Source organism: Streptococcus saliviloxodontae, assembly GCF_016908655.1.
Lineage (GTDB): Bacteria > Bacillota > Bacilli > Lactobacillales > Streptococcaceae > Streptococcus > Streptococcus saliviloxodontae.
Genome location: NZ_JAFBEI010000009.1, coordinates 19,118 through 41,379 on the forward strand (window position 1 = coordinate 19,118; position 22,262 = coordinate 41,379).

Sequence of the window (22,262 nt, forward strand, 5' to 3'; positions counted from 1 at the left end):
AGAGATATGTGTCATTTGACGATAAGGTCCTCGTCAGTAAGAGTCAAACGAAACTTATTTAGATAATACCTATAGACAATTAAGGAGACAATCATGACATTTGAAGAGATACTACCAGGGCTAAAAGCCAAGAAAAAATACGTGCGTACAGGTTGGGGAGGAGCAGAAAACTATGTTCAGCTCTTTGATACTATCGAGGTCAATGGTCAAAAACTTGAGGCGACACCTTATTTTCTCATCAATGTAACAGGTGAGGGAGAGGGCTTTTCCATGTGGAGCCCAACACCTTGCGACGTGTTAGCTGAGGATTGGGTGGAAGTTTATGACTAAGCGCGTGCTTATCACAGGCGTGGCTAGTGGGATAGGGCTTGCTCAGGCAAGCCTTTTTTTGGAAAATGGCTACGCTGTTTATGGTGTGGACAAGTCAGCTAAACCAAACTTGTCCCATCCTAGTTTTCATTTTTTACAGCTTGATGTGACGGGTGATCTTGCGACGCTTTATGATTTTGTGCCGTCTGTGGATATCTTGTGCAATACGGCAGGCATTTTAGATGGTTATATGCCTCTACTAGAAGTGAGTGATGAAGAGATAGAGAGAGTTTTTCAAACGAACTTTTTTGCGACGGTGAAGATTGTCCGCCATTATCTGGCAGATATGGTCGCGAGAAAAGAAGGTATCATCATCAATATGTGCTCTATCGCCTCATTTTTAGCAGGTGGGGGAGGTGCAGCCTACACAAGCTCCAAGCACGCTCTAGCTGGTTTTACGCGTCAGCTTGCCCTGGATTATGCCAAAGAAGGAGTGCAGGTCTTTGGTATTGCACCAGGTGCTGTTAAGACTGGCATGACAGCAGCTGACTTTGAGCCAGGAGGCTTGGCAGACTGGGTAGCAAGTGAGACGCCTATCGGACGTTGGACAGACCCAAGTGAAATCGCAGAGCTGACAGCCTTTCTTGCCAGCGGACACATGCAGTCCATGCAGGGAGAGATCGTCAAAATTGATGGTGGTTGGAGTTTGAAATGAAAAAATATATCGAGTTTGGTTATGGTAACACATGGTGGCTACGTACTGAGTTTGAATAGGATGATGGAAGCGAATGAGAAGTCAAAGGGATTTCTGGCAAAATCAAACCCGAGTCAGTTTATCTGAGAAGTTGGTTAGGTTAGACAGTTTATATTCTGGATTTACGTGAAGGTTTCAAAAAGCAAAGAAAAAATCGCAAAGCAATCAAGTTTATTTTAGGGATTGCTTCGGAGGGATGAGATGACACCACAAGAAATATGGAACGACTACAAACAAATCAATCCATCTATTGGAGATGAGATTGATGCTTGGGCATTTGGTGCAAACCCGGATCAGTTAGCCCAGCTGGTATTAGAGGGAACAAAGACAGCAACGGCTTCAGCCTATGATTTGTATGAGATTGATAACGAACCGTTGCCCCAAGTTGGCACTTATGATGTTGTTTTGGATGGACAGGATCAAGCTATTTGTATCATTGTAATTAAGCAGGTAAGGATTATTCCTTTTAAAGAGGTTTCGGCAGAACATGCTTATAAGGAAGGCGAGGGTGATAGAAGCCTAGATTACTGGAGGCAGGTTCACCTTGATTTCTTTAATCCCTATTTTGAAGAGAATGGTTTAACCTTTACGGAGGATTCCAAGCTTGTTTTGGAAGAATTCGAAGTAGTTTATCCTAAAAATTGAACAAGGTTCTTGAAAGTTTTACCATAAGGGTAAGAAAAGGAAGCATCGGCGATTTTGATCAGCTGATTTGTTGGAAGACTTGTCTTAAATGATGTAGTGCTGATGATTTCTTCAATGCTACAAAAGTCTTAATGACAAATTTTTATCATAATCTAGGAGGAAAAAAGATGAAATTAGCACTTTTAGGCACAGGTATGATTGTCAAGGAAGTCTTGCCTGTTTTAAAAGAGATTGATGGGATTGATTTGGTGGGCATTTTATCGACGCCAAGATCTCTTGAGAAGGCACGTGAGTTAGCAGATCAGTATGGTATGCAGGTTGCGACTAGCGATTACGAGGAGATTTTGCAGAGTTCAGAAATCGATACCGTTTATATCGGAACGCCCAATCACACGCATTTTGATTATGCCAAACAAGCCCTCTTGGCAGGTAAACACGTCATCTGTGAAAAACCATTTACTCTGCGTCTAGATGAATTTGAAGAACTAGCTAGCTTGGCTAATGAGCGTAAGCTTCTTCTACTAGAAGCTATCACTAACCAGTACCTGGAGAATTTTGCCTACCTCAAAGCCAATCTACCAAAACTGGGAGATATTAAGATTGTCGAGTGTAATTTTTCTCAGTATAGCTCGCGCTACGATGCTTTCAAACGAGGTGAAATTGCGCCAGCCTTTGATTCTAAGCAAGGTGGAGGAGCTCTGCGTGACCTCAATATCTATAATATTCATCTGGTTGTTGGTCTCTTTGGTAAACCTAAAAAGGTGCGTTACCTTGCCAATGTAGAGCGTGGGGTGGACACGTCGGGGATGCTAGTCATGGATTATGGAAGTTTCAAGTGTGTCTGCATTGGAGCCAAGGACTGTGGCGCTGAGATTCGCTCAACCATTCAGGGCAACAAGGGGTCCTTGTCCGTTTTGGGACCAACGAATAGCATGCCAGAAGTTTGTCTCAGCCTCAATGGTGCCAGCCCTGCCCTAATCAACCTAAATAGCCTTAACCACCGCATGTACGGTGAGTTTGTAGCTTTTCGAGATATGGTTGCTAAGGGAGACTTTGTCACTCAACAAGCAGCTTTAGAACATAGCCGAGCAGTCATGGAAGTTTTGGAAGAAGCAGTCGCTTCGATGTGAGAAAGAGTGTTAAAGATGTTTGAGATAATTGCTGTCTCAAACGTTTTTTTGAATCATTTAAGGCTGAGTCAATCAGCTTGTCTATCTTAGGCAACAAATAGACTTGGTTTTCTCTAAAAAAGATGGCTTTTGATTATATCTTTTATTATAAAATGAATTTCTAATGGTGTTTGCTTAGGAAATTTAGCTTACTGAAGGCATTTATGCTATAATAGAAGACGAAATTTTAGATTATTTAGATGAGAGATAGGAAAGAATATGTCAAATTACGCAATTATTCTAGCTGCGGGTAAGGGTACTCGTATGAAATCAGATTTACCAAAAGTTCTCCACAAGGTATCTGGTATTACCATGCTTGAGCACGTTTTTCGTGCCGTTTCAGCCATTGAACCAGCTAAAAACGTAACAGTCATCGGGCATAAGGCAGAATTGGTTAAAGAAGTTCTAGCAGGACAGTCACAGTTTGCTCTTCAAACAGAGCAGCTGGGAACCGGTCACGCTGTCATGATGGCAGAAGAAGAACTAGCAGGACTTGAAGGTCAAACCCTTGTGATTGCTGGTGACACGCCACTTATCACAGGTGAAAGCCTCAAAGAATTGATTGATTTCCATGTTAGCCATAAAAATGTGGCGACTATCTTGACTGCTACAGCTGAGGATCCATTTGGCTATGGTCGTATCATCCGCAACGAACGTGGCGAAGTGACTAAGATTGTTGAGCAAAAAGATGCTTCAGAGTTTGAGCAACAAGTTAAAGAAATCAACACAGGAACTTATGTTTTTGACAACAAACGCCTCTTTGAAGCCCTTAAAAATATCAATACCAACAATGCCCAAGGCGAGTACTACTTGACAGATGTTATTTCTATCTTCCGTGAAGCAGGAGAGAAGGTCGGCGCTTATGTCCTTCGTGACTTCGATGAAAGTCTTGGGGTTAATGATCGTCTTGCTCTGGCGACAGCTGAGTCTGTCATGCGTCGCCGTATCAACAAGGCACACATGATCAACGGGGTGACTTTCCAAAATCCAGAAGCAACCTACATCGAGGTTGATGTTGAGATTGCTCCAGATGTGTTGATTGAAGCCAATGTTACCCTCAAAGGTCAGACTAAGGTAGGTAGCGAGACTGTTCTAACAAATGGCACTTACTTGGTTGACGCCACGATTGGTGCGGGGGCTGTTATCACGAATTCAATGATTGAGGAATCTGAGGTGGCTGATGGCGTGACGGTTGGTCCTTACGCCCATATTCGTCCAGGATCAAGTCTTGCTAAGGACGTTCATATCGGTAACTTTGTTGAGGTCAAAGGGTCGTCTATTGGGGAAAATAGCAAAGCAGGTCATTTGACTTACATCGGTAATGCTGAAGTTGGCTCTGATGTCAACTTTGGTGCCGGTACCATTACTGTCAACTACGATGGTCAAAAGAAATATAAAACAACTATCGGTAACCATGTTTTTGTTGGAAGTAACTCAACTCTTATCGCACCGCTGAAAATTGGAGATAATGCTTTAACAGCAGCTGGTTCTACCATAACAAGTGATGTTCCATCAGACAGCATTGCTATTGGACGTGGACGTCAAATCAATAAAGAAGGATATGCCAAAGAAAAACCGCACCATCCTTCCCAAAAATAAAACCTAAGAGGAGGTTGATGATGGAGTTTGAAGAAAAAACCATTCGACGCCAGGAGATATTTAAGGGGCATGTTTTTGAGGTTGTAGTAGATGACGTGGCTCTGCCAAATGGTCTTGGGGAGTCTAAGCGTGAACTAGTCTTTCACAAAGGTGCTGTAGCTGTTTTGGCTGTGACTCCAGAAGGAAAAATTGTTATTGTGAAGCAATACCGCAAGGCTATTGAGGCTATTTCGTATGAGATTCCTGCTGGTAAACTTGAAGTGGGAGAAAATGGTTCTGAAATGGAAGCTGCTGCGCGTGAGTTAGAAGAGGAGACAGGTTATACAGCTGACTTGACCTTCCTCTATGAGTTTTACACAGCTATCGGCTTTTGTGACGAAAAAATCAAGCTCTATTTAGCAGATAATCTTGAGAAGGTACCAAATCCACGTCCTCAGGATGATGATGAAGTTTTGGAGTTGTTTGAGTTGACCTATGAGGAGTGTATGGACTTGGTCGCCTCTGGAGCTATCAGAGATGCGAAGACCCTGATTGCCCTTCAGTATTTTGCCCTGCATTTTGGAGGAAACTAAGCTATGGGAAAACCGCTGTTGACAGATGAGATTATTGCCCGCGCTGAGGCTGGTGATTATGAGCAGCACTCAGAGGCTTTTGATGATGAGGATACGCTCATCTTGGACCGTCACCGTCTGTCTCAAGAACGACATGATACTAGAGAAAAGACAGCCTTCGTTAAAAGTCGTCGCGTTGAAAATGCCAAGCGAAGTGCTTTTCAGTCCAAGGTTAACCGTGTTTTGGTGATTGTGATTCTCTTGGTGATATTACTCATTTGGGCTGTTTTTAAATTTTAAAGGAAGTTAACAAAATCTATGAAAATTGGAATTATTGCTGCCATGGAAGAAGAACTCAACCTATTGGTTGAGCATTTGGAGCATAAGACACAAGAACTTGTGTTGAATCATACCTATTACTCTGGTCAGTTGGGCAATCACGAAGTTGTCCTCGTACAATCAGGTGTTGGTAAAGTCATGTCAGCTATGTCAGTAGCTATTTTAGTGGACCACTTTGCTGTAGATGCCCTGATCAATACAGGTTCTGCAGGTGCTGTCGCTAGTGGTTTAAAAATTGGAGATGTTGTTGTGGCTGATAAACTAGCCTATCACGATGTCGACTTGACAGCCTTTGGCTACGACTTTGGTCAAATGTCTATGCAGCCTCTTTACTTTGAATCTGATAGTCGCTTTGTTGAGACTTTTCAGGCTGTTTTAGCAGAAGTTCATCAGGACAGTAAAATTGGTCTTATCACAACTAGTGATTCATTTATTGCAGGTCAAGAAAAGATTGACGCGATCAAAGCTGCCTTTCCAGAGGTTTTAGCCGTTGAAATGGAAGGCGCAGCGATTGCACAAGCGGCTTATGCGACTGGACGTCCTTTCATTGTTGTACGTGCGATGAGTGATACAGCAGCACATGATGCCAATATCACCTTTGATGAATTTATCATTCAAGCAGGCAAACAGTCTGCAGCTATCTTGCTACGTTTCTTGGAAGTCTTAGCTTAAGGCTAATAGAAAAAGGCTTGACGTATTATCGTCAGGCCTTTTAACGTGCTAAGACATAGATTTCTTTTGCGATGAGCTTGGGGATGGCGAGGTTCTTTTCGTTGTAAGCTAAGGTGAAGGTGGCAGCGTAAGGGTCAATTTCTGTCAGTTCAAATTCCAGACCGATTTCAAGCCCATGTTCTTCCATGTATTTGAGCAATTGGAAATTATCGTGAAAGCGAACGAGTTTATAGTTACCGGTTTGCTGTGTTTCTGCTAGTGTTTGGTGGTTGATTTCAATCAAGGGCTGTCCTTTTTTAGGAATAGTTCCCCCATGTGGGCAAAAATCTGGATGCCCTAGTAAAATCTCTAGGCGATCGATGAAATGATCTGATACAGTGTGTTCGAGCACTTCAGCCTCTTCATGAATCTCATCAGTTGAATAGTGGAGATGCTGGATGAGAAATAGCTCGATCAAGCGGTGCTTACGGTAAAGGTCGGTGACAAGGAGTTGCCCTTTGTCAGTTAGGAGGTATCCAGCAACTTTGTCTTTCAAAATCCAATCCTGCGCCAGCATTTTTTTGACCATCTCAGACACAGCAGGAGCAGAAACCTGCATCATCTCTGCGATGAGTTTGTTGGTAATTTTTTCCTTTCTTTCACCAATTTCATAGATACATTTTAAATAGTCTTCTTTATTAGGTGTCATTTTTTCTCCTTAATACTAGACTCTATTATAACAAAAATCTCAAAAATACTTGCTAAAAACAAGAGCTTACCCCTCTTAATTTGATCATTAGGTCTGTTAGAAGATATTATAAAAAGATTCAAAAAAGAGACCAGAACACTCAAAAGCTTTCCAAGACTTAATTTATTACTAAGCTCTTGAGGTAAGCTTTCTCGTTCTGAATCTCGTTTTTTGATTACTTGAAGCTATAATCTTTATCGACGGTGATGTCACTAATAGTGACAGCGCTTGTAGGCTTGTCGTTGCTATCAGTCGCCACAGATGAGATGGCATCAACGACATCCATACCAGAGATGACTTGGCCAAAAACAGTATAGCCACCATCTAGGCTAGGGTTTCCCCCTTGTTTATAGGCGTTAATGATGGCTTGAGGAAATAGAGTATCTGGCAGTTTACTAGACTGGTCTGTCTTATTTTGATTGATGAAAAATTGACTCCCGTTGGTATCTGTACCGGCATTTGCCATAGCCAAAGCACCTCTCAGGTTGTAGAGGTAGGGTGTTGTCTCGTTTTTAAAGCCATTTCCTGAGTCAATGCTGCTATCTTTCCCCTTCCAAATAGACTGTCCACCAGTACCATCACCGTTAGGGTCGCCAGACTGAATCATGAAGTCTGCGATAACACGGTGAAAGGTCAAGCCATTGTAGTAGCCTTCTTTCGCATGGGTTAAGAAGTTTTCAACAGCTAAAGGAGCGTACTTTGGAAAGAGCTTAATGCTAATACTTCCTTTAGAAGTATGAAGGGTCACTTGTGCCTCATCGCTTGCAACGGTTGAAGACAATTGTGGAAAGGCAGAGCTGTCGGCTTTGAGAGCTTTTTGCAAGGCTTCATCCGTTGATTGAGTTGTCTCACTGCTTGAGCTAGCCACACTTTTAGATGCTTGGTATTGGTCACCTTTGATGGCACGAGTCAGACTGCTACAACCAGCAAGTCCTAGTAAAGCAATGCTTGCAAGGCTGATAAGGGTGATTTTTTTCATAGTAACTCCTTTAGTTTTTCTTTTATTTTATCATAAGCCTTCCAGTTTTTCCTATTGAAGGCTAAGATTTCAGTTGACTTTTGAAAAGAATGATTTTCAATCGGCATTCATTTGAAAAATGGTATAATGGCATTATGGCTAAAAAAAATACAAAAAAACGGGCAGCGACAGGAAAAAAGCGCCCAACTAAGGCAGATTTAGAAAAACGACAAGCTCTTAATCGGATGCTGACAGCTCTTTCGATTACTTTTGTCCTCTTTTTCGGAGTGATCCGACTGGGGATTTTTGGGGTGACAGTTTATAATATGGTACGTTTCTTTGTGGGTAGTCTAGCTTATCCAGTGATTGCAGTTTGGCTTTTCTACCTTTTTGCCTTTCGTCTATTTAAAAAAGTACAGGGTCTAGGGACAGGCCTTTTCTTATCGGCGATAGGTCTTCTTTTAGAATACCATGCTTATCTTTTCACCTTTACGACATTGTCCGGTCAAGAAGTCTTATCAAGCAGCATGAGATTGGTTATAGATGATTTGATTGGCTTTAAGGTGAGTCATTTTTTGGGTGGTGGTATGATGGGAGCCATCCTTTACAAACCAACCGCTTTCTTATTCACTAATATCGGTGCTTTCTTGATAGGTCTTTTGTTTATTGGATTTGGTGCCTTTGTGATGAGCCCATACGGTATCGAGGAGTTGATGGCTTATTTTTCTGAAAAATGGCATGCGCTGGGTGACGAGATGGAAGTACGAAGGCAAAAACGATTTGCTGAGCGAGAACTCCGTCAGGCAGAGGAAGAGCAAAAAGCTAAGGAAAAAGCCAAAGCAGAAGAAGCTAGACGACTGGAAGAATTAGTTGTGGATGATGAGACCGGTGAGATTCTTTATGATAAGGCAGTGGATGATCCAGTTCATTTTGAGGATTTACCTGAGACCTATCAGGAACCAGAGATTCTCGCTTATGAGCCAGAGATACCAGCAGCGTCTAGATATCCAGAACAGGATTTCCCTGTTTACGATGAGCCTGCTTACCCAGAAGAAATCAACATTGATCAGTTTGATGATAGCATGCAAACTGATAGTGGGTCTGTTTCGGTTGATTTCACAGTCAAGCAGATGCTCATGTACAAGTTGCCATCTATTGACCTCTTTGCACCTGACAAACCTAAAAACCAGTCTAAAGAAAAGAAAATTGTTCGCGATAACATTCGGATATTGGAAGACACCTTCAAGAGTTTTGGGATTAGTGTCAAGGTAGAACGTGCAGAGATTGGACCGTCAGTCACCAAGTATGAAATCAAGCCAGCTGTTGGCGTTCGTGTCAATCGTATTTCAAATCTAGCGGATGATTTGGCACTGGCTTTGGCCGCCAAGGATGTTCGTATTGAAGCACCGATTCCAGGTAAATCTCTCGTGGGTATCGAGGTTCCCAACTCTGAGATTGCTACCGTGTCCTTTCGAGAGCTCTGGGAACAATCAAAAACAGATCCAGATAAACTTTTGGAAGTGCCGTTGGGTAAAGCTGTTAATGGCTCAGCTCGTAGTTTTGATTTGGCGCGTATGCCCCACTTGCTAGTGGCAGGTTCGACAGGTTCTGGTAAATCAGTTGCGGTCAACGGTATTATTTCTTCGATTTTGATGAAGGCACGACCTGATCAGGTTAAATTTTTGATGATTGACCCCAAAATGGTTGAGTTGTCTGTCTATAATGATATTCCGCACCTTCTCATTCCAGTAGTGACCAATCCTCGCAAGGCAGCTAAGGCACTACAAAAGGTTGTTGATGAGATGGAAAATCGTTATGAACTCTTTAGCCACTTTGGTGTCCGTAATATTGCAGGTTATAATGCTAAGGTGGAGGAGTGGAACAGCCAGTCCCAAGAAAAGCAAATTCCCTTACCGCTTGTTGTAGTTATCGTAGATGAGTTGGCTGATTTGATGATGGTCGCTTCTAAAGAAGTTGAAGACGCCATCATTCGTTTGGGACAGAAGGCGCGTGCCGCTGGGATTCATATGATTCTTGCAACCCAACGTCCCTCTGTTGATGTCATCTCAGGTTTGATTAAGGCTAACGTGCCATCTCGTGTCGCTTTTGCCGTTTCTTCTGGTACGGACAGCCGTACCATTCTGGATGAAAATGGCGCTGAGAAACTCCTCGGTCGAGGAGATATGCTCTTTAAGCCTATCGATGAAAATCACCCAGTCCGCCTCCAAGGCTCCTTTATCTCAGACGATGATGTAGAGCGCATCGTAAGCTTTATCAAGAGCCAGGCAGATGCCCAGTACGATGATGCTTTTGATCCTGGAGAAGTAACAGAGAGTGATTTTTCAACTTCTGGTAATGGCGGGGCTAACGAGGGAGATCCCCTCTTTGAAGAAGCTAAAGCGCTTGTGCTTGAAACCCAAAAAGCTAGCGCCTCCATGCTACAACGCCGCCTCTCAGTCGGTTTTAATCGCGCGACAAGATTGATGGAAGAACTAGAAGAGGCAGGCGTTATCGGACCGGCTGAAGGAACCAAACCACGAAAAGTCCTTATGACCAATGCTTAGAAAAACAAGCACAATTTTATTGAGATTGGAACGTCAATCCCTTTATTGCAGATAGAAAAGCTATTTGTTTGGAGGCATATTATTTTTATATATAGGAACTCTTGAGCTTTCATCTTTATCTCGATGAATGTTGTCAAGACGCCTCTCTCCATACAAAAAAGCCCCACTCTATTTACTTTAGAGTGGGGCTTTGCTTGCATTAGAGGATAAAACTGAGGATTAGGGTTACGATATAAAAGAGAGTAGTTGTTAAAAATGCTGAACGCCAGAAGATTTTGAGCCAACGACGGTAACTAAGGATGCGTTTTTTTCGGCTTAATCCAAGGGCAATACCACTAGCAAGTACAGCCATTACCATAAGGTAATAGAAAATAACGCTATTCGCAAAGAAGTGGGTAGAAATAGAAATAATCTCAACGGCATAAAGAGGAAGAGTGAGATCAGGAAATTTGATACCGTACTGTGTCAGGTTAAAGAGGCGAATGATAGCAATCACAAAGAGTGGTGTTAAGAATAGCAATAAAATTGCGATGATAGTATAAATAGTCATACCCTTATTTTATCTCTATTTAAAAAACTTGTAAACTTTTTAAGGAAAAAAGAATAGAAAATCCTTGCTTTCTATTTTGAATCTTGTATAATAGTAAGGGTATGTGTTAAAGCATACTTGTGGGAGGTAAAAATTTTCAATTACCGCCAAAACCACAACAGGAGGATTTTATAAAATGGCTAAAAAAGTCGAAAACATCGTAAAACTTCAAATTCCTGCTGGTAAAGCGACACCAGCTCCACCAGTTGGTCCAGCTCTTGGTCAAGCAGGTATCAACATCATGGGATTCACAAAAGAGTTCAACGCTCGTACAGCTGATCAAGCTGGTATGATCATCCCAGTTGTTATCTCAGTTTATGAAGATAAATCATTTGATTTCATCTGTAAAACACCACCAGCTGCTGTTCTTTTGAAAAAAGCTGCAGGTGTTGAAAAAGGTTCAGGTACTCCAAACACAACTAAAGTTGCTTCAGTAACTCGTGCACAAGTACAAGAAATCGCTGAAACTAAAATGCCAGATTTGAACGCTGCAAACATTGAGTCTGCAATGCGTATGATCGAAGGTACTGCTCGTTCTATGGGATTCACTGTTACTGACTAATCAGTAAGAAACCCCTATTACCCGCAAGACTTCATCGTAATTTGATGAGTGACGTGGGAGATGAAAATCGTTAAGACCACATTACAAGGAGAATTTTAAAATGGCTAAAAAAAGCAAACAATTACGTGCTGCTCTTGAAAAAATCGACAGCACAAAACTTTACAGCGTAGAAGAAGCTGTAGCTCTTGCAAAAGAAACTAACTTTGCAAAATTTGATGCAACTGTTGAAGTTGCTTACAACTTGAACATTGATGTTCGTAAAGCAGACCAACAAATCCGTGGTGCAATGGTATTGCCAAACGGTTCAGGTAAAACTCAACGCGTTCTTGTATTTGCTCGTGGTGCTAAAGCTGAAGAAGCTAAAGCAGCTGGTGCAGACTTCGTTGGTGAAGAAGAACTTGTTGCAAAAATCAACGACGGTTGGTTGGACTTTGACGTGGTTATCGCAACTCCAGATATGATGGCAGTTGTAGGTCGTCTTGGACGTGTCCTTGGACCACGTAACTTGATGCCAAACCCTAAAACTGGTACAGTAACTATGGATGTTACTAAAGCAGTTGAAGAGTCTAAAGGTGGTAAAATCACTTACCGTGCTGACAAAGCTGGTATCGTTCAAGCTATCGTTGGTAAAGTTTCATTTGACGCAGACAAATTGGTTGAAAACTTCAAAGCTTTCAACGATGTTATCGTTAAAGCTAAACCAGCTACTGCAAAAGGAACTTACATCCAAAGCCTTACAATCACAACTACACAAGGTGTAGGTATCAAAGTTGATACAAACTCACTTTAATCAGTAGTTTATTATAAAAGAAATCTAAGACTTAGGTCTTAGATTTTTTTGATGTTATCCTATAAGAGTTAACAGATTTTTGAGAAGAATGCTATGTCTAAGACCAGGAGTCAAGTACTATCAACTACGTGTTCAAGGTTTTATAGTTGGTACTCTGAGTGTTTGGAAATTATTGTCAAGGTTTTGCTTTCCTACTGAAACGTTATGAAATTCTCTAGAAGGCTTCTTCATTTTGTTAGGTGATTGAGCTATTTTATGATAAAATAGTAGGGATAGAAATGATGTGTAACTCGTCGGAGATGTTATACTATCTGTAAAATTAAAAAAGGAGTTAAAAATGGGACAACCTAAGTACAAACGTGTCTTAATTAAATTATCAGGTGAAGCACTTGCTGGTGAACGTGGTGTCGGAATTGACCTTCCAACTGTTCAAGCAATGGCCAAAGAAATTGCAGAAGTTGCTTCTTCTGGTGTAGAGATTGCCCTTGTTATCGGTGGTGGTAATCTTTGGCGTGGAGAGCCAGCAGCAGAAGCAGGTATGGATCGTGTTCAGGCAGACTACACTGGAATGTTAGGAACTGTTATGAATGCCCTTGTTATGGCTGACAGTTTAAATCAATTGAATATTGATACTCGTGTGCAAACAGCAATTGCGATGAATAATGTTGCTGAGCCTTACATTCGTGGTCGTGCTCTTCGCCATCTTGAAAAAGGACGTATTGTTATTTTCGGTGCTGGAATCGGTTCACCATACTTCTCAACAGATACAACAGCAGCTCTTCGTGCAGCTGAAATCGAAGCAGATGCTATTCTTATGGCGAAAAATGGTGTTGATGGTGTCTATAATGATGATCCACGTAAAAATGCAGATGCTGTTAAATTTGATGAATTGACACACGTGGAAGTGATCAAGCGTGGTCTTAAAATCATGGATGCAACAGCTTCTACCCTATCAATGGATAATGATATTGACCTCGTGGTGTTCAATATGAACGAACCAGGTAATATCAAACGTGTTGTCTTCGGTGAGCAAATCGGTACAACTGTTTCAAATAAATCAAACTAAGTTATCTACTAACATTGATTAGAATAGAGCTAGAGACCATACCAAAAAGGGAGACTCTTCTAGACTTTTTATGTCTGTTTTCTTTTTAGCTAGTTTATCTAGTGAGTTTAGGTCTCTTACTACATCATACATAAGGAGAATTACTAAAATGGCTAACGCTATTATCGAAAAAGCGCAAGAACGCTTTCAACAATCACACCAATCACTTGCACGTGAGTTTGCATCAATTCGTGCAGGACGTGCCAATGCGAGTCTTTTAGACCGTATTGAGGTCGAATACTATGGCGCACCAACGCCACTTAACCAATTGGCTTCAATCACAGTTCCTGAAGCACGTGTTCTTTTGATCTCACCATTCGATAAAGGTTCAATTAAAGATATTGAACGTGCGATCAACGAATCTGATCTTGGTATCAACCCAGCAAATGATGGTTCAGTGATTCGATTGGTTATCCCAGCACTTACAGAAGAAACACGTAAGGACTTGGCTAAAGAAGTGAAAAAAGTTGGTGAAAATGCCAAAATTGCGATCCGTAATATTCGCCGTGATGCTATGGATGACGCTAAAAAACAAGAGAAAGACAAAGAAATCACAGAAGATGAATTGAAAACTCTTGAAAAAGATATCCAAAAAGCAACTGATGATGCTGTTAAGAAAATCGACAGCATGACAGCAGAAAAAGAAAAAGAATTGCTTACTGTCTAAGTTTAAGCAACTGATGTAGGGAGTGGGCATCCACTCCCTTTTTAAGAGGAAATAAAATGAATCAATTATTAGGACAAACGATTACAGCTCTGGTGACAGATGAAAATGCATCTTTCTATTTTGTTCAAAAAGATGGTGTTACATTTGCCTTATCAAAGGAAGAGGGAGCACACCAACTCGGTGATATGGTGACAGGCTTTGCCTACACGGATCAAAAACAAAAACCACGCTTGACAACCAAAGAGATCAAGAGTCAGCAAGACTCTTACGGTTGGGGAACGGTGACTGATGTTCGTCGTGATTTGGGTGTTTTTGTGGATACAGGCATTCCAGACAAGGAAATTGTTGTTTCTTTAGATGTTCTACCTGAACTTAAGGAGCTTTGGCCAAAGAAAGGTGATAAGCTCTACATTCGACTAGATATCGATAAAAAAGACCGCATCTGGGGCATTCCAGCAGAGCCAGAGGTCTTCCAAAAGATGGCTGGTCCTGCTTACAACAACATGCAAAATCAAAATTGGCCTGCCGTCGTTTATCGCCTCAAACTGACAGGAACTTTTGTTTACCTACCTGAGAACAATATGCTTGGTTTTATTCATCCTTCTGAACGTTACAGTGAGCCAAGACTAGGTCAGGTATTAGATGCTCGTGTCATCGGCTTTAGAGAGGTTGACCGCACGCTAAACCTCTCTCTTAAACCACGTTCATTTGAAATGCTAGAAAATGATGCTCAGATGATTTTGACTTACCTAGAATCAAATGGTGGTTTTATGACACTGAACGATAAATCATCTCCAGAAGATATCAAGGCAACTTTCGGCATTTCTAAAGGTCAGTTTAAAAAAGCACTCGGTGGCTTGATGAAAGCTAAAAAAATTAAGCAAGATCAATTTGGAACAGAATTGACTGCTTCTCGGAACTAATATGGAAAAGTTAAGAATGGATGTTTCATTCTTAACTTTTTTTAATGCAAAAAATATTCAGATATGCAATATAATATCATGAAAGCTTGAAAACACTGATGTAAGTGATATTACTTTTTCATTTCAATTTTTATAAAAATCATCTTTATTGATTTGATGAGAATATGAATAAAAAATTAGAGAGAAGATCTAAAAATACTTGATGACATAAAAGAAGGTGTTATGATAGAATTGATATAACAATAAAGAACTTTGTTCAATTAAATGATTTGACGAGACTAATATTTGTGCTAAAATAAAAGGAAATCATGTTTTAGAAAAGGAGAGATTATTAAAGCGTCGTAAATGTAATAAATTATCAATTGATAAAACTATTTAATAAATGCATAGGGGAGAGAGAGCGTATATGCAAACAAAAGAACAGTTACATCAAGATTTTGGAAAAATTTTTAAAGAAATTCGATTATCACGAAATATGTCCTTGCAAGAGGTTTCAGAAGGTATTGTATCAGTGTCACAGTTGTCACGATTCGAGAGAGGGATCAGTAACGTCACTATCAATATCTTCTATGAATGCCTCAATAGGATGAATACGACTGTCAATGAGTTTTTATTGATTAGTCAAAACTACAACCTTTCAGATGATTTGCAGTTTTTTGAAAATTTGTCGAAAGCTATTGAGAGTCATAATATTGTTAAGTTGGAAACGATTGTCAGTCACTGTCAAAATCTTCAAAAGCAAAATCCTAATGTCAAAAAATACCAATTAAATTTGACTGCTGCTAAAGCCCATTATCTGTTTTTACATGATAATAGAATGTTAAAGGCAACAGAACTACAATTTTTAACGGATTACCTTTTTTCTGTTGATGAGTGGGGAAGTTACGAGTTGAATTTGTTTACGGTTTGTGTTGATTTTTTCCAAGCGGATATGTTGGATGTCTTTGCTAGTGAAATGTTGGCAAGAACACAATTTTACTCAAATGTTCCAGAAAATAGAACCATTGTGCAACGCATGTTGTTAAAGGTGATTAGAATTTGTATTCTAGATGACAACCTTCAATTAGCAAGACGATTCATTACCTATTTAGAACATATCGATATTCCAGATACCTATGTGTATGAAAAAATATTGATTAAATTTAACAGAGCATTCTATTCTTACCGACTAGGTTATTCTAATGCTATGTCTGACATTCAAGAATGTTTGAGTGTTTTGAAGAGTTTAGAGTGTTATTCGGTAGTAGAAACATTAGAAAAAGATTTGCAAAAACTTTAGTCTGTCCCATATAGGCAAAGAAATAAAGAGTGTGACTAATATCCTATATAATCTATAGTTAAGATAATGGGTGTTTTTTAAGAAAACCATTATTGAGTTTACATCTTTATTGACTATAGGAGGCTAAAAATGGAGAAAAAAGTTCGTTTTAAGTTACACAAAGTTAAAAAACATTGGGTAACTCTTAGCGTAGCTACAGTTGCGTTCGCAGGAATTGTCGGTGGAGCTCCAGCGACAGTATCTGCAGAATCAGTAACATCAGATACTGACTCAACAACGACACTTGTAGCAGATGACCTGTCAACAACTAGTACAGTAACGGAAGAGAGCGTTTCAACGACCGCAGCACTTGAAACGACAACAGCAACATCAGAAGCTGCAACAACACTTGCTTCAGAAACAAGTCAAGAACTTTCTGAAACTACCTCAGAAGCAACGACATCAGAGGAAACTTCAGAAGTTTCAGAAGCTGCAACAACTGCAACAACAGCAACTGAAGCAGCATCGACTACTGAAACAACAACAGCGATTTCTGATAAAGAAAAAGAAGCAGCTTTGTCATTGAGTAACATCAAGCTTGTTGATGGTAAATACTACTATGTTCAAGAGGATGGTTCTTATAAGAAGAACTTTGCAATCACTGTTAACGGTCAACTCTTGTATTTTGATGAAGAGGGTGCATTGACAAGTGCATCAACTTACTCATTCACACAAGGTTTGACAAATCTTACAGATGCTTTTACAAGCAACAACCGTGCTTATGATTCTTCTGAGAAGAGTTTTGAATTGGTTGATGGTTATTTGACTGCTGATAGCTGGTATCGTCCAGCATCAATTCTTGAAGATGGTACAACTTGGGTTGAATCAACTGAAAATGATTTCCGTCCAGTTTTGATGTCATGGTGGCCAGATGTTGACACACAAGTTGCTTACTTGAACCAAATGTCTGATTACTTTGGTTTGGACGCAAATTACACTGCTGACCAAGAACAAGTGATTCTTAACACGGCAGCAAAAGCAATTCAAGTTAAGATTGAACAAACAATCACTGCCAAAGAAACAACAACTTGGTTACGTGAAGTGATCAATTCATTTGTCACAACTCAAGATCGTTGGAATAAAAAATCAGAATCACCATCTGATAGCCATTTGCAAGATGGAGCTCTTTTGTATGTTAATAGCGATTTAACAGAATGGGCTAACTCTGACTACCGTCTTCTTAACCGCACACCGACACAGGTAACTGGTGAGATTAAATACACTAAGGGTAACGATAACGGTGGACGAGGCGGATATGAGTTCTTGCTATCAAATGACGTTGATAACTCAAATCCAGTTGTTCAAGCTGAAATGCTAAACCAACTTCACTACTTTGCAAACTGGGGTTCTATCGTCTTTGGTGATGATGATGCTAACTTCGATGGTATCCGTGTTGATGCGGTAGATAATGTTGATGCAGACATGCTTCAATTGTTCACGAACTACTATCGTGCAGCATTCAAAGTTGATGAGTCAGAAGCCAATGCTCTAGCTCATATCTCAATCTTGGAAGCTTGGTCACAAAATGACCCAGGTTATGTTAAAGATAACAATACAGCAGCATTGTCAATGGATAACGGATTACGTTTGTCACTTCTTTATGCTTTGACACGTCCGGTGACATCAAGCACTGGTGGTGAAACACGTACAGCTTCATTAAGTGACCTTATCAACGGTGGCTACTATGGTTTCTCAGACCGTTCAAATGTGACATCTTATGACCAACTTAATGATGCAGGTTATGTTTTTGTTCGTGCCCATGACTCAGAGGTGCAAACTATTATCGGACAAATTGTAAAAGATATGTCAGGTGATCCTGAGCACTCACTTTACACTTATACGACACAAGAGTTGGCTGATGCCTTTGCAGAATACAACAAAGACATGAGAAGTGTAACTAAAAAATACACTCACTACAATATTCCAGCAGCCTACGCTTTGATGTTGCAAACAATGGGGGTTGCAACACGTGTCTACTATGGAGATTTGTACACTGATGACGGTCAATATATGGCAACAAAATCACCATACTATGACCAAATCACAACACTTCTTCAAGCACGTTCAAAATACGTAGCAGGTGGTCAAACATCTTACATTAGCTACTTGGATGCCAATGCTAGCCTCGAAGATGGTAATGTAGCAAGCAATAACAATGGTGTTTATGTGTCTGTTCGTTATGGACAAGACTTGATGTCTTCAACTGATACAGACGGTGGTCAATATGGACGTACTTCAGGTATGTTGACATTGATTTCAAATAACCCTGAGTTAGAGCTTAAATCAGATGCAGTCCTTAGAGTTAACATGGGTGCAGCCCACGCTAACCAAAACTACCGTCCATTGTTGTTAGGAACTAAAGATGGTATTGTATCATCATTGACAGATGCTGATACAACTGTGATTAAAACAACAGATGCTGAAGGTTACTTGACATTTACTGCAGATGAAATCAAAGGCTTCTCTACTGTAGATATGAGTGGTTACCTTTCTGTATGGGTTCCAGTAGGTGCAACAGATACACAATACGTTCTTGCAGCAGCTTCAACTGAAGAAAAAACAAATGGTGAAGCAACTTACACATCAAGTGCAGCTTTAGAAGCACAAGTTATCTACGAAGGCTTCTCAAACTTCCAAGATTTTGTACAGACTCCAAGTCAATACACTAATAAATTGATTGCTGAAAATGCAGAACTCTTTAAATCTTGGGGTATTACATCATTTGAAATTGCACCGCAATATGTGTCATCTACAGATGGTAGCTTCCTTGATTCTATCATTCAAAATGGTTATGCCTTCACAGACCGTTATGACTTAGCGATGTCTAAGGATAACAAATACGGTTCTAAAGAGGATCTTCGTGACGCTATCAAGGCCCTTCACGCAGCTGGTGTGCAAGTTATTGCTGACTGGGTTCCAGACCAATTGTATGCTTTGCCAGGTAAAGAAGTTGTAACTGCAACACGTGTTGATAACTATGGTGATCAAACAGAAGACACTAACTTTGTCAACAAACTTTACGTTGCTAATACGAAATCTTCAGGTACTGATTTCCAAGCTAAATACGGTGGTGAGTTCTTAGAAACACTTCAAAAACTTTACCCAAGTATCTTCACTGACATCATGGTGTCAACAGGTCAAACCATTGACCCATCAGTGAAAATCAAACAGTGGAAAGCAGAATACCTCAACGGTACTAACATCCTTAACCGTGGTTCAGGCTATGTTCTTAGCGATGAAGGAACTAACCAATACTTCACAGTTACAAAAGACGGTGTCTTCCTTCCTGCTCAATTGACAGGTGCTGAAAATGCTAAGACTGGTTTCTACTATGATGGAACTGGTATGACTTACTATTCACTATCTGGAAACAAGGCAGTCTCATCATTTGTTACTTTCAACGGTAACCAATACTACTTCAATGAAGATGGTTATATCGTAACAGGTGCTCAAACAATTGATGGTGCTAACTATTACTTCTTGCCAAATGGTATCCTTCTTACTGATGTTACTGTGACAGAAGAAGATGGTACAACATACTACTATGGTAAGACAGGTAAACGTAGCACAGCTGTTGGTTGGAAAGAAGTTAAAGAAACAAGTGTTAACGAACTTGGTGAGAAAGTAACAACATCTAACTGGCGCTACTTCTACGAAGATTCATCTCTAGCAACTGGTTTCGCTGAAATTGATGGTGCGACTAAGTACTTCCTTGCTAACGGTAACCAAGTAAAAGGTCGCTTTATCACGGATGCCAAAGGTAACCTTTATTACTTTGATGCTGATTCAGGTAATATGGTAACCAATAAATTTGCTAATGATGGTGACAAGTGGTATTACTTTGATGAGACAGGAGTAGCTGTTAAAGGTGAAGTAACTATCAACGGAAACGTTAATTACTTTGACAATGACGGTGTTCAAGTTAAAGGTCAGTTTGTGACAAATGCAAATGGTAAGGTAAACTACTACGATAAAGAATCTGGTAACAAAGTTTACTCTAAATTTATCACTACTGGCGATAACAACTGGTATTACTTCAACTCACGTGGTGAGCAAGTAACAGGTCAATTGACAAAAGATGGTAAGACTTACTACTTTGCAGCAGACGGTAAACAAGTTAAAGGCTTCTTGACAGATGATTCTGGTAAGATCAGCTACTTTGACGTTAACTCAGGTGTCAAAGCTATCAATAAATTCTTCTCAGTAGGAGATGATTGGTACTATGCAGATGCTAAAGGTTACGTTGTAACAGGTGCTCAACGTATTAAAGGTCAAGAACTTTACTTCGCAGTAGATGGTAAACAACTTAAAGGTGTAACTGTTAAAGATGCCAAAGGAAGTGTTCGTTATTACGATGCTAACTCAGGTGTTCTTGTTACTGATAAATTTGTGTACATCGATGGCCAAGGTTGGTTCTACTTTGGTGCAACAGGTGTCGCTGTAACAGGTTTCCAAACTGTCAACGGTCAAAATCTTTACTTTGAAGCATCAGGAGTTCAAGTTAAAGAACGCTTCTTCTCAGTAGCAGGTGCTTGGTACTATGCAGATAAAGATGGTAATGTGGTACGTGGTGCACAAGTGATCAATGGTCAACACCTTTACTTTGCAGCAGACGGCAAACAAGTTAAAGGTAATGTTGCTACGGACGAATCAGGTAAAACTCACTATTACGATGCCAATTCAGGTGAAATGGTCGTAAGTAAGTTTGTTCGTGTTGGCGACAATGATTGGTACTATCTTGGAAAAGATGGTGCTGCTGTAACAGGTGCTCAAACGATCTACGGACAACAATTGTACTTCGGAACTGATGGTAAACAAGTTAAAGGTGACTTTGTTTCTCTTGGTAACGGCATGTACGCTTACTATGATGCTGACTCAGGTAGCCGTGTTTACAACTCATGGGCAACTCTAGCAGATGGTACCCGTATCTATGTCAACCGTAACGGTATTACTTACAGATAATTTTTGACAAATCTTAAAAGAACTTGAAGCTTAGCTTCAGGTTCTTTTTTAGAGGATTTTTAAGCGACAAGTATCTTTTTTTCTGATACAATGTAGCATATTGATTTGTACTAATTGACAGTTATATGGTGTGATGGCTGAAGTCGGTTAAGAATTATCCTACCTACGGAAAAAAGCAGCTAGCCAGTTATCCTGTCAGGACCACTAGGAGGTGTCACATGGAGAGAGCTATTTTTGCGGGTGGGTGTTTTTGGTGTATGGTTCAGCCTTTTGAAGAACGAGATGGTGTCTTATCAGTCTTATCTGGTTACACGGCTGGACATGTTCCAAATCCGACTTATGAGGAAGTCTGCCAAAAAACAACAGGGCATACAGAGGCGGTGGAAATTATTTTTGATCCTGAAAAAATAACCTATCAAGACCTGGTAACAATTTATTGGGCTCAGACAGACCCAACGGATGCTTTTGGGCAATTCGAGGATCGTGGAGACAATTACCGTCCTATTATTTTTTATGCAAATGATGTTCAAAAAGATATTGCCGAGCAATCAAAAGCTTCTTTAGAAGCATCAGGTCGTTTTACTAAGCCAATCGTGACCCGTATTGAGCCGGCTCAGCCTTTTTTATCCGGCAGAAGATTATCATCAAGCCTTTTATCGTAAAAATCCCAATCGCTATGCTCAAAGTAGTGCACTCAGACATCAGTTTTTAGAACAGTATTGGAAGGAGAAAGACCAATGAGAAAATCATTTTATACTTGGTTGATGACCCAGCGTAATCCTAAATCAAATGAACCTGTTGCTGTCTTGGCGGATTTAGTTTTTGAGGAGACCATGTTTCCAAAGCACACAGATGATTTTGAGGAAATTAGTCGTTATTTAGAAGACCAAGCCAGTTTTTCTTTTAATCTGGGTCAGTTTGACCGGATTTGGGAAGATTATTTGGGACATTAAGGAATTATCAGATCACTTGTCAGACCCATAAGGGTTGAAAATGACAGTATGTGACAATTATTAGTATTTGATGACAAAATTGACGACTAGCTACCAAAAATAGCAA

21 protein-coding genes and 1 pseudogene are annotated in these 22,262 nt (G+C 40.3%); 19 read left to right on the plus strand and 3 right to left on the minus strand.

Translation table 11 applies throughout. The features are described from left to right. The first annotated feature begins 93 nt into the window (after window positions 1-93). The 9 genes from JOC31_RS02965 (at window position 94) to JOC31_RS03000 (ending at window position 6,038) form a co-directional block, all read left to right on the plus strand. Window positions 94-330, plus strand: coding sequence for a DUF2829 domain-containing protein (locus JOC31_RS02965; RefSeq protein ID WP_205016702.1), 237 nt, complete (start codon window positions 94-96; stop codon window positions 328-330). Continuing rightward, window positions 323-1,024, plus strand: a complete 702-nt coding sequence (locus JOC31_RS02970; RefSeq protein WP_205016703.1) for a 3-oxoacyl-ACP reductase — start codon at window positions 323-325, stop codon at window positions 1,022-1,024. The genes JOC31_RS02965 and JOC31_RS02970 overlap by 8 nt, the downstream gene beginning before the upstream one ends. A 155-nt stretch (window positions 1,025-1,179) precedes the next feature. Further along, entirely contained in the window at window positions 1,180-1,263 is an 84-nt protein-coding gene (locus tag JOC31_RS10005; protein WP_338058826.1) for a hypothetical protein, read from the plus strand. A 1-nt stretch (window position 1,264) separates the two neighbouring features. Continuing rightward, a complete protein-coding gene (locus JOC31_RS02975) occupies window positions 1,265-1,708 on the plus strand; it encodes an ASCH domain-containing protein (RefSeq protein WP_205016704.1) in 444 nt (147 codons plus the stop codon). A 167-nt stretch (window positions 1,709-1,875) separates the two neighbouring features. Further along, window positions 1,876-2,838: a Gfo/Idh/MocA family protein gene (locus tag JOC31_RS02980; protein WP_205016705.1), complete on the plus strand. Its 963-nt coding sequence runs from the start codon at window positions 1,876-1,878 to the stop codon at window positions 2,836-2,838. 258 nt (window positions 2,839-3,096) lie between these two features. Beyond that, a complete protein-coding gene (glmU, locus tag JOC31_RS02985; RefSeq protein ID WP_205016706.1) occupies window positions 3,097-4,476 on the plus strand; it encodes a bifunctional UDP-N-acetylglucosamine diphosphorylase/glucosamine-1-phosphate N-acetyltransferase GlmU in 1,380 nt (459 codons plus the stop codon). A gap of 20 nt (window positions 4,477-4,496) precedes the next feature. Then, window positions 4,497-5,048 (plus strand): NUDIX domain-containing protein, encoded by a 552-nt coding sequence (locus tag JOC31_RS02990; RefSeq protein WP_205016732.1) that lies wholly within the window; start codon window positions 4,497-4,499, stop codon window positions 5,046-5,048. 3 nt (window positions 5,049-5,051) lie between these two features. Then, window positions 5,052-5,327: a cell wall synthase accessory phosphoprotein MacP gene (gene macP, locus JOC31_RS02995; protein ID WP_205016707.1), complete on the plus strand. Its 276-nt coding sequence runs from the start codon at window positions 5,052-5,054 to the stop codon at window positions 5,325-5,327. A gap of 18 nt (window positions 5,328-5,345) precedes the next feature. Further along, window positions 5,346-6,038 carry a 5'-methylthioadenosine/adenosylhomocysteine nucleosidase gene (locus tag JOC31_RS03000; protein WP_205016708.1) on the plus strand — a complete coding sequence of 231 codons (693 nt, stop codon included), beginning with the start codon at window positions 5,346-5,348 and terminating at the stop codon, window positions 6,036-6,038. Between the two features lie 40 nt (window positions 6,039-6,078). Here JOC31_RS03000 and JOC31_RS03005 read toward each other — a convergent pair whose 3' ends face one another. Beyond that, the gene (locus JOC31_RS03005; protein WP_205016709.1) at window positions 6,079-6,726 is read right to left on the minus strand and encodes a metal-dependent transcriptional regulator; all 648 of its coding nucleotides are present in this window, start codon (window positions 6,724-6,726) and stop codon (window positions 6,079-6,081) included. A 214-nt stretch (window positions 6,727-6,940) separates the two neighbouring features. Then, entirely contained in the window at window positions 6,941-7,744 is an 804-nt protein-coding gene (locus JOC31_RS03010) for a peptidylprolyl isomerase (protein WP_205016710.1), read from the minus strand. 134 nt (window positions 7,745-7,878) lie between these two features. Here JOC31_RS03010 and JOC31_RS03015 point away from each other — a divergent pair, with 134 nt between their 5' ends. Next, on the plus strand, window positions 7,879-10,287 hold the full coding sequence (locus tag JOC31_RS03015; RefSeq protein ID WP_205016711.1) for a DNA translocase FtsK: 2,409 nt from the start codon (window positions 7,879-7,881) through the stop codon (window positions 10,285-10,287). Window positions 10,288-10,486: 199 nt separating this feature from the next. On the opposite strand, the gene JOC31_RS03020 is transcribed toward JOC31_RS03015, so the two are convergent. After that, a complete protein-coding gene (locus JOC31_RS03020; RefSeq protein WP_239551633.1) occupies window positions 10,487-10,837 on the minus strand; it encodes a DUF3397 domain-containing protein in 351 nt (116 codons plus the stop codon). A 175-nt stretch (window positions 10,838-11,012) separates the two neighbouring features. Here JOC31_RS03020 and rplK point away from each other — a divergent pair, with 175 nt between their 5' ends. The 9 genes and pseudogenes from rplK (at window position 11,013) to JOC31_RS03065 (ending at window position 22,156) form a co-directional block, all read left to right on the plus strand. After that, on the plus strand, window positions 11,013-11,438 hold the full coding sequence (gene rplK, locus JOC31_RS03025) for a 50S ribosomal protein L11 (protein WP_205010613.1): 426 nt from the start codon (window positions 11,013-11,015) through the stop codon (window positions 11,436-11,438). Between the two features lie 100 nt (window positions 11,439-11,538). Next, window positions 11,539-12,228, plus strand: a complete 690-nt coding sequence (gene rplA, locus JOC31_RS03030) for a 50S ribosomal protein L1 (RefSeq protein WP_205016712.1) — start codon at window positions 11,539-11,541, stop codon at window positions 12,226-12,228. Window positions 12,229-12,565: 337 nt separating this feature from the next. Beyond that, window positions 12,566-13,294 (plus strand): UMP kinase, encoded by a 729-nt coding sequence (pyrH, locus tag JOC31_RS03035; protein WP_205016713.1) that lies wholly within the window; start codon window positions 12,566-12,568, stop codon window positions 13,292-13,294. A 148-nt stretch (window positions 13,295-13,442) separates the two neighbouring features. Beyond that, on the plus strand, window positions 13,443-14,000 hold the full coding sequence (gene frr, locus JOC31_RS03040; RefSeq protein WP_205016714.1) for a ribosome recycling factor: 558 nt from the start codon (window positions 13,443-13,445) through the stop codon (window positions 13,998-14,000). A gap of 56 nt (window positions 14,001-14,056) precedes the next feature. Beyond that, window positions 14,057-14,923, plus strand: coding sequence for an RNA-binding virulence regulatory protein CvfB (gene cvfB, locus JOC31_RS03045; protein WP_205016715.1), 867 nt, complete (start codon window positions 14,057-14,059; stop codon window positions 14,921-14,923). 406 nt (window positions 14,924-15,329) lie between these two features. Further along, on the plus strand, window positions 15,330-16,202 hold the full coding sequence (locus JOC31_RS03050; RefSeq protein ID WP_205016716.1) for a helix-turn-helix domain-containing protein: 873 nt from the start codon (window positions 15,330-15,332) through the stop codon (window positions 16,200-16,202). A gap of 129 nt (window positions 16,203-16,331) precedes the next feature. Next, window positions 16,332-21,203 carry a glycoside hydrolase family 70 protein gene (locus JOC31_RS03055; RefSeq protein WP_205016717.1) on the plus strand — a complete coding sequence of 1,624 codons (4,872 nt, stop codon included), beginning with the start codon at window positions 16,332-16,334 and terminating at the stop codon, window positions 21,201-21,203. 218 nt (window positions 21,204-21,421) lie between these two features. Beyond that, a pseudogene (gene msrA / locus JOC31_RS03060) lies at window positions 21,422-21,944 on the plus strand (peptide-methionine (S)-S-oxide reductase MsrA). Continuing rightward, a complete protein-coding gene (locus JOC31_RS03065; RefSeq protein ID WP_205016718.1) occupies window positions 21,941-22,156 on the plus strand; it encodes a YozE family protein in 216 nt (71 codons plus the stop codon). The pseudogene msrA and the gene JOC31_RS03065 overlap by 4 nt, the downstream one beginning before the upstream one ends. Window positions 22,157-22,262 lie beyond the last annotated feature (106 nt).

Coding starts and splice junctions, on each gene's coding strand:
- JOC31_RS02965 (WP_205016702.1), top strand. CDS start 94: ATGACATTTGAAGAGATACTACCAGGGCTAAAAGCCAAGAAAAAATAC.
- JOC31_RS02970 (WP_205016703.1), top strand. CDS start 323: ATGACTAAGCGCGTGCTTATCACAGGCGTGGCTAGTGGGATAGGGCTT.
- JOC31_RS02975 (WP_205016704.1), top strand. CDS start 1,265: ATGACACCACAAGAAATATGGAACGACTACAAACAAATCAATCCATCT.
- JOC31_RS02980 (WP_205016705.1), top strand. CDS start 1,876: ATGAAATTAGCACTTTTAGGCACAGGTATGATTGTCAAGGAAGTCTTG.
- glmU (WP_205016706.1), top strand. CDS start 3,097: ATGTCAAATTACGCAATTATTCTAGCTGCGGGTAAGGGTACTCGTATG.
- JOC31_RS02990 (WP_205016732.1), top strand. CDS start 4,497: ATGGAGTTTGAAGAAAAAACCATTCGACGCCAGGAGATATTTAAGGGG.
- macP (WP_205016707.1), top strand. CDS start 5,052: ATGGGAAAACCGCTGTTGACAGATGAGATTATTGCCCGCGCTGAGGCT.
- JOC31_RS03000 (WP_205016708.1), top strand. CDS start 5,346: ATGAAAATTGGAATTATTGCTGCCATGGAAGAAGAACTCAACCTATTG.
- JOC31_RS03005 (WP_205016709.1), bottom strand. CDS start 6,726: ATGACACCTAATAAAGAAGACTATTTAAAATGTATCTATGAAATTGGT.
- JOC31_RS03010 (WP_205016710.1), bottom strand. CDS start 7,744: ATGAAAAAAATCACCCTTATCAGCCTTGCAAGCATTGCTTTACTAGGA.
- JOC31_RS03015 (WP_205016711.1), top strand. CDS start 7,879: ATGGCTAAAAAAAATACAAAAAAACGGGCAGCGACAGGAAAAAAGCGC.
- JOC31_RS03020 (WP_239551633.1), bottom strand. CDS start 10,837: ATGACTATTTATACTATCATCGCAATTTTATTGCTATTCTTAACACCA.
- rplK (WP_205010613.1), top strand. CDS start 11,013: ATGGCTAAAAAAGTCGAAAACATCGTAAAACTTCAAATTCCTGCTGGT.
- rplA (WP_205016712.1), top strand. CDS start 11,539: ATGGCTAAAAAAAGCAAACAATTACGTGCTGCTCTTGAAAAAATCGAC.
- pyrH (WP_205016713.1), top strand. CDS start 12,566: ATGGGACAACCTAAGTACAAACGTGTCTTAATTAAATTATCAGGTGAA.
- frr (WP_205016714.1), top strand. CDS start 13,443: ATGGCTAACGCTATTATCGAAAAAGCGCAAGAACGCTTTCAACAATCA.
- cvfB (WP_205016715.1), top strand. CDS start 14,057: ATGAATCAATTATTAGGACAAACGATTACAGCTCTGGTGACAGATGAA.
- JOC31_RS03050 (WP_205016716.1), top strand. CDS start 15,330: ATGCAAACAAAAGAACAGTTACATCAAGATTTTGGAAAAATTTTTAAA.
- JOC31_RS03055 (WP_205016717.1), top strand. CDS start 16,332: ATGGAGAAAAAAGTTCGTTTTAAGTTACACAAAGTTAAAAAACATTGG.
- JOC31_RS03065 (WP_205016718.1), top strand. CDS start 21,941: ATGAGAAAATCATTTTATACTTGGTTGATGACCCAGCGTAATCCTAAA.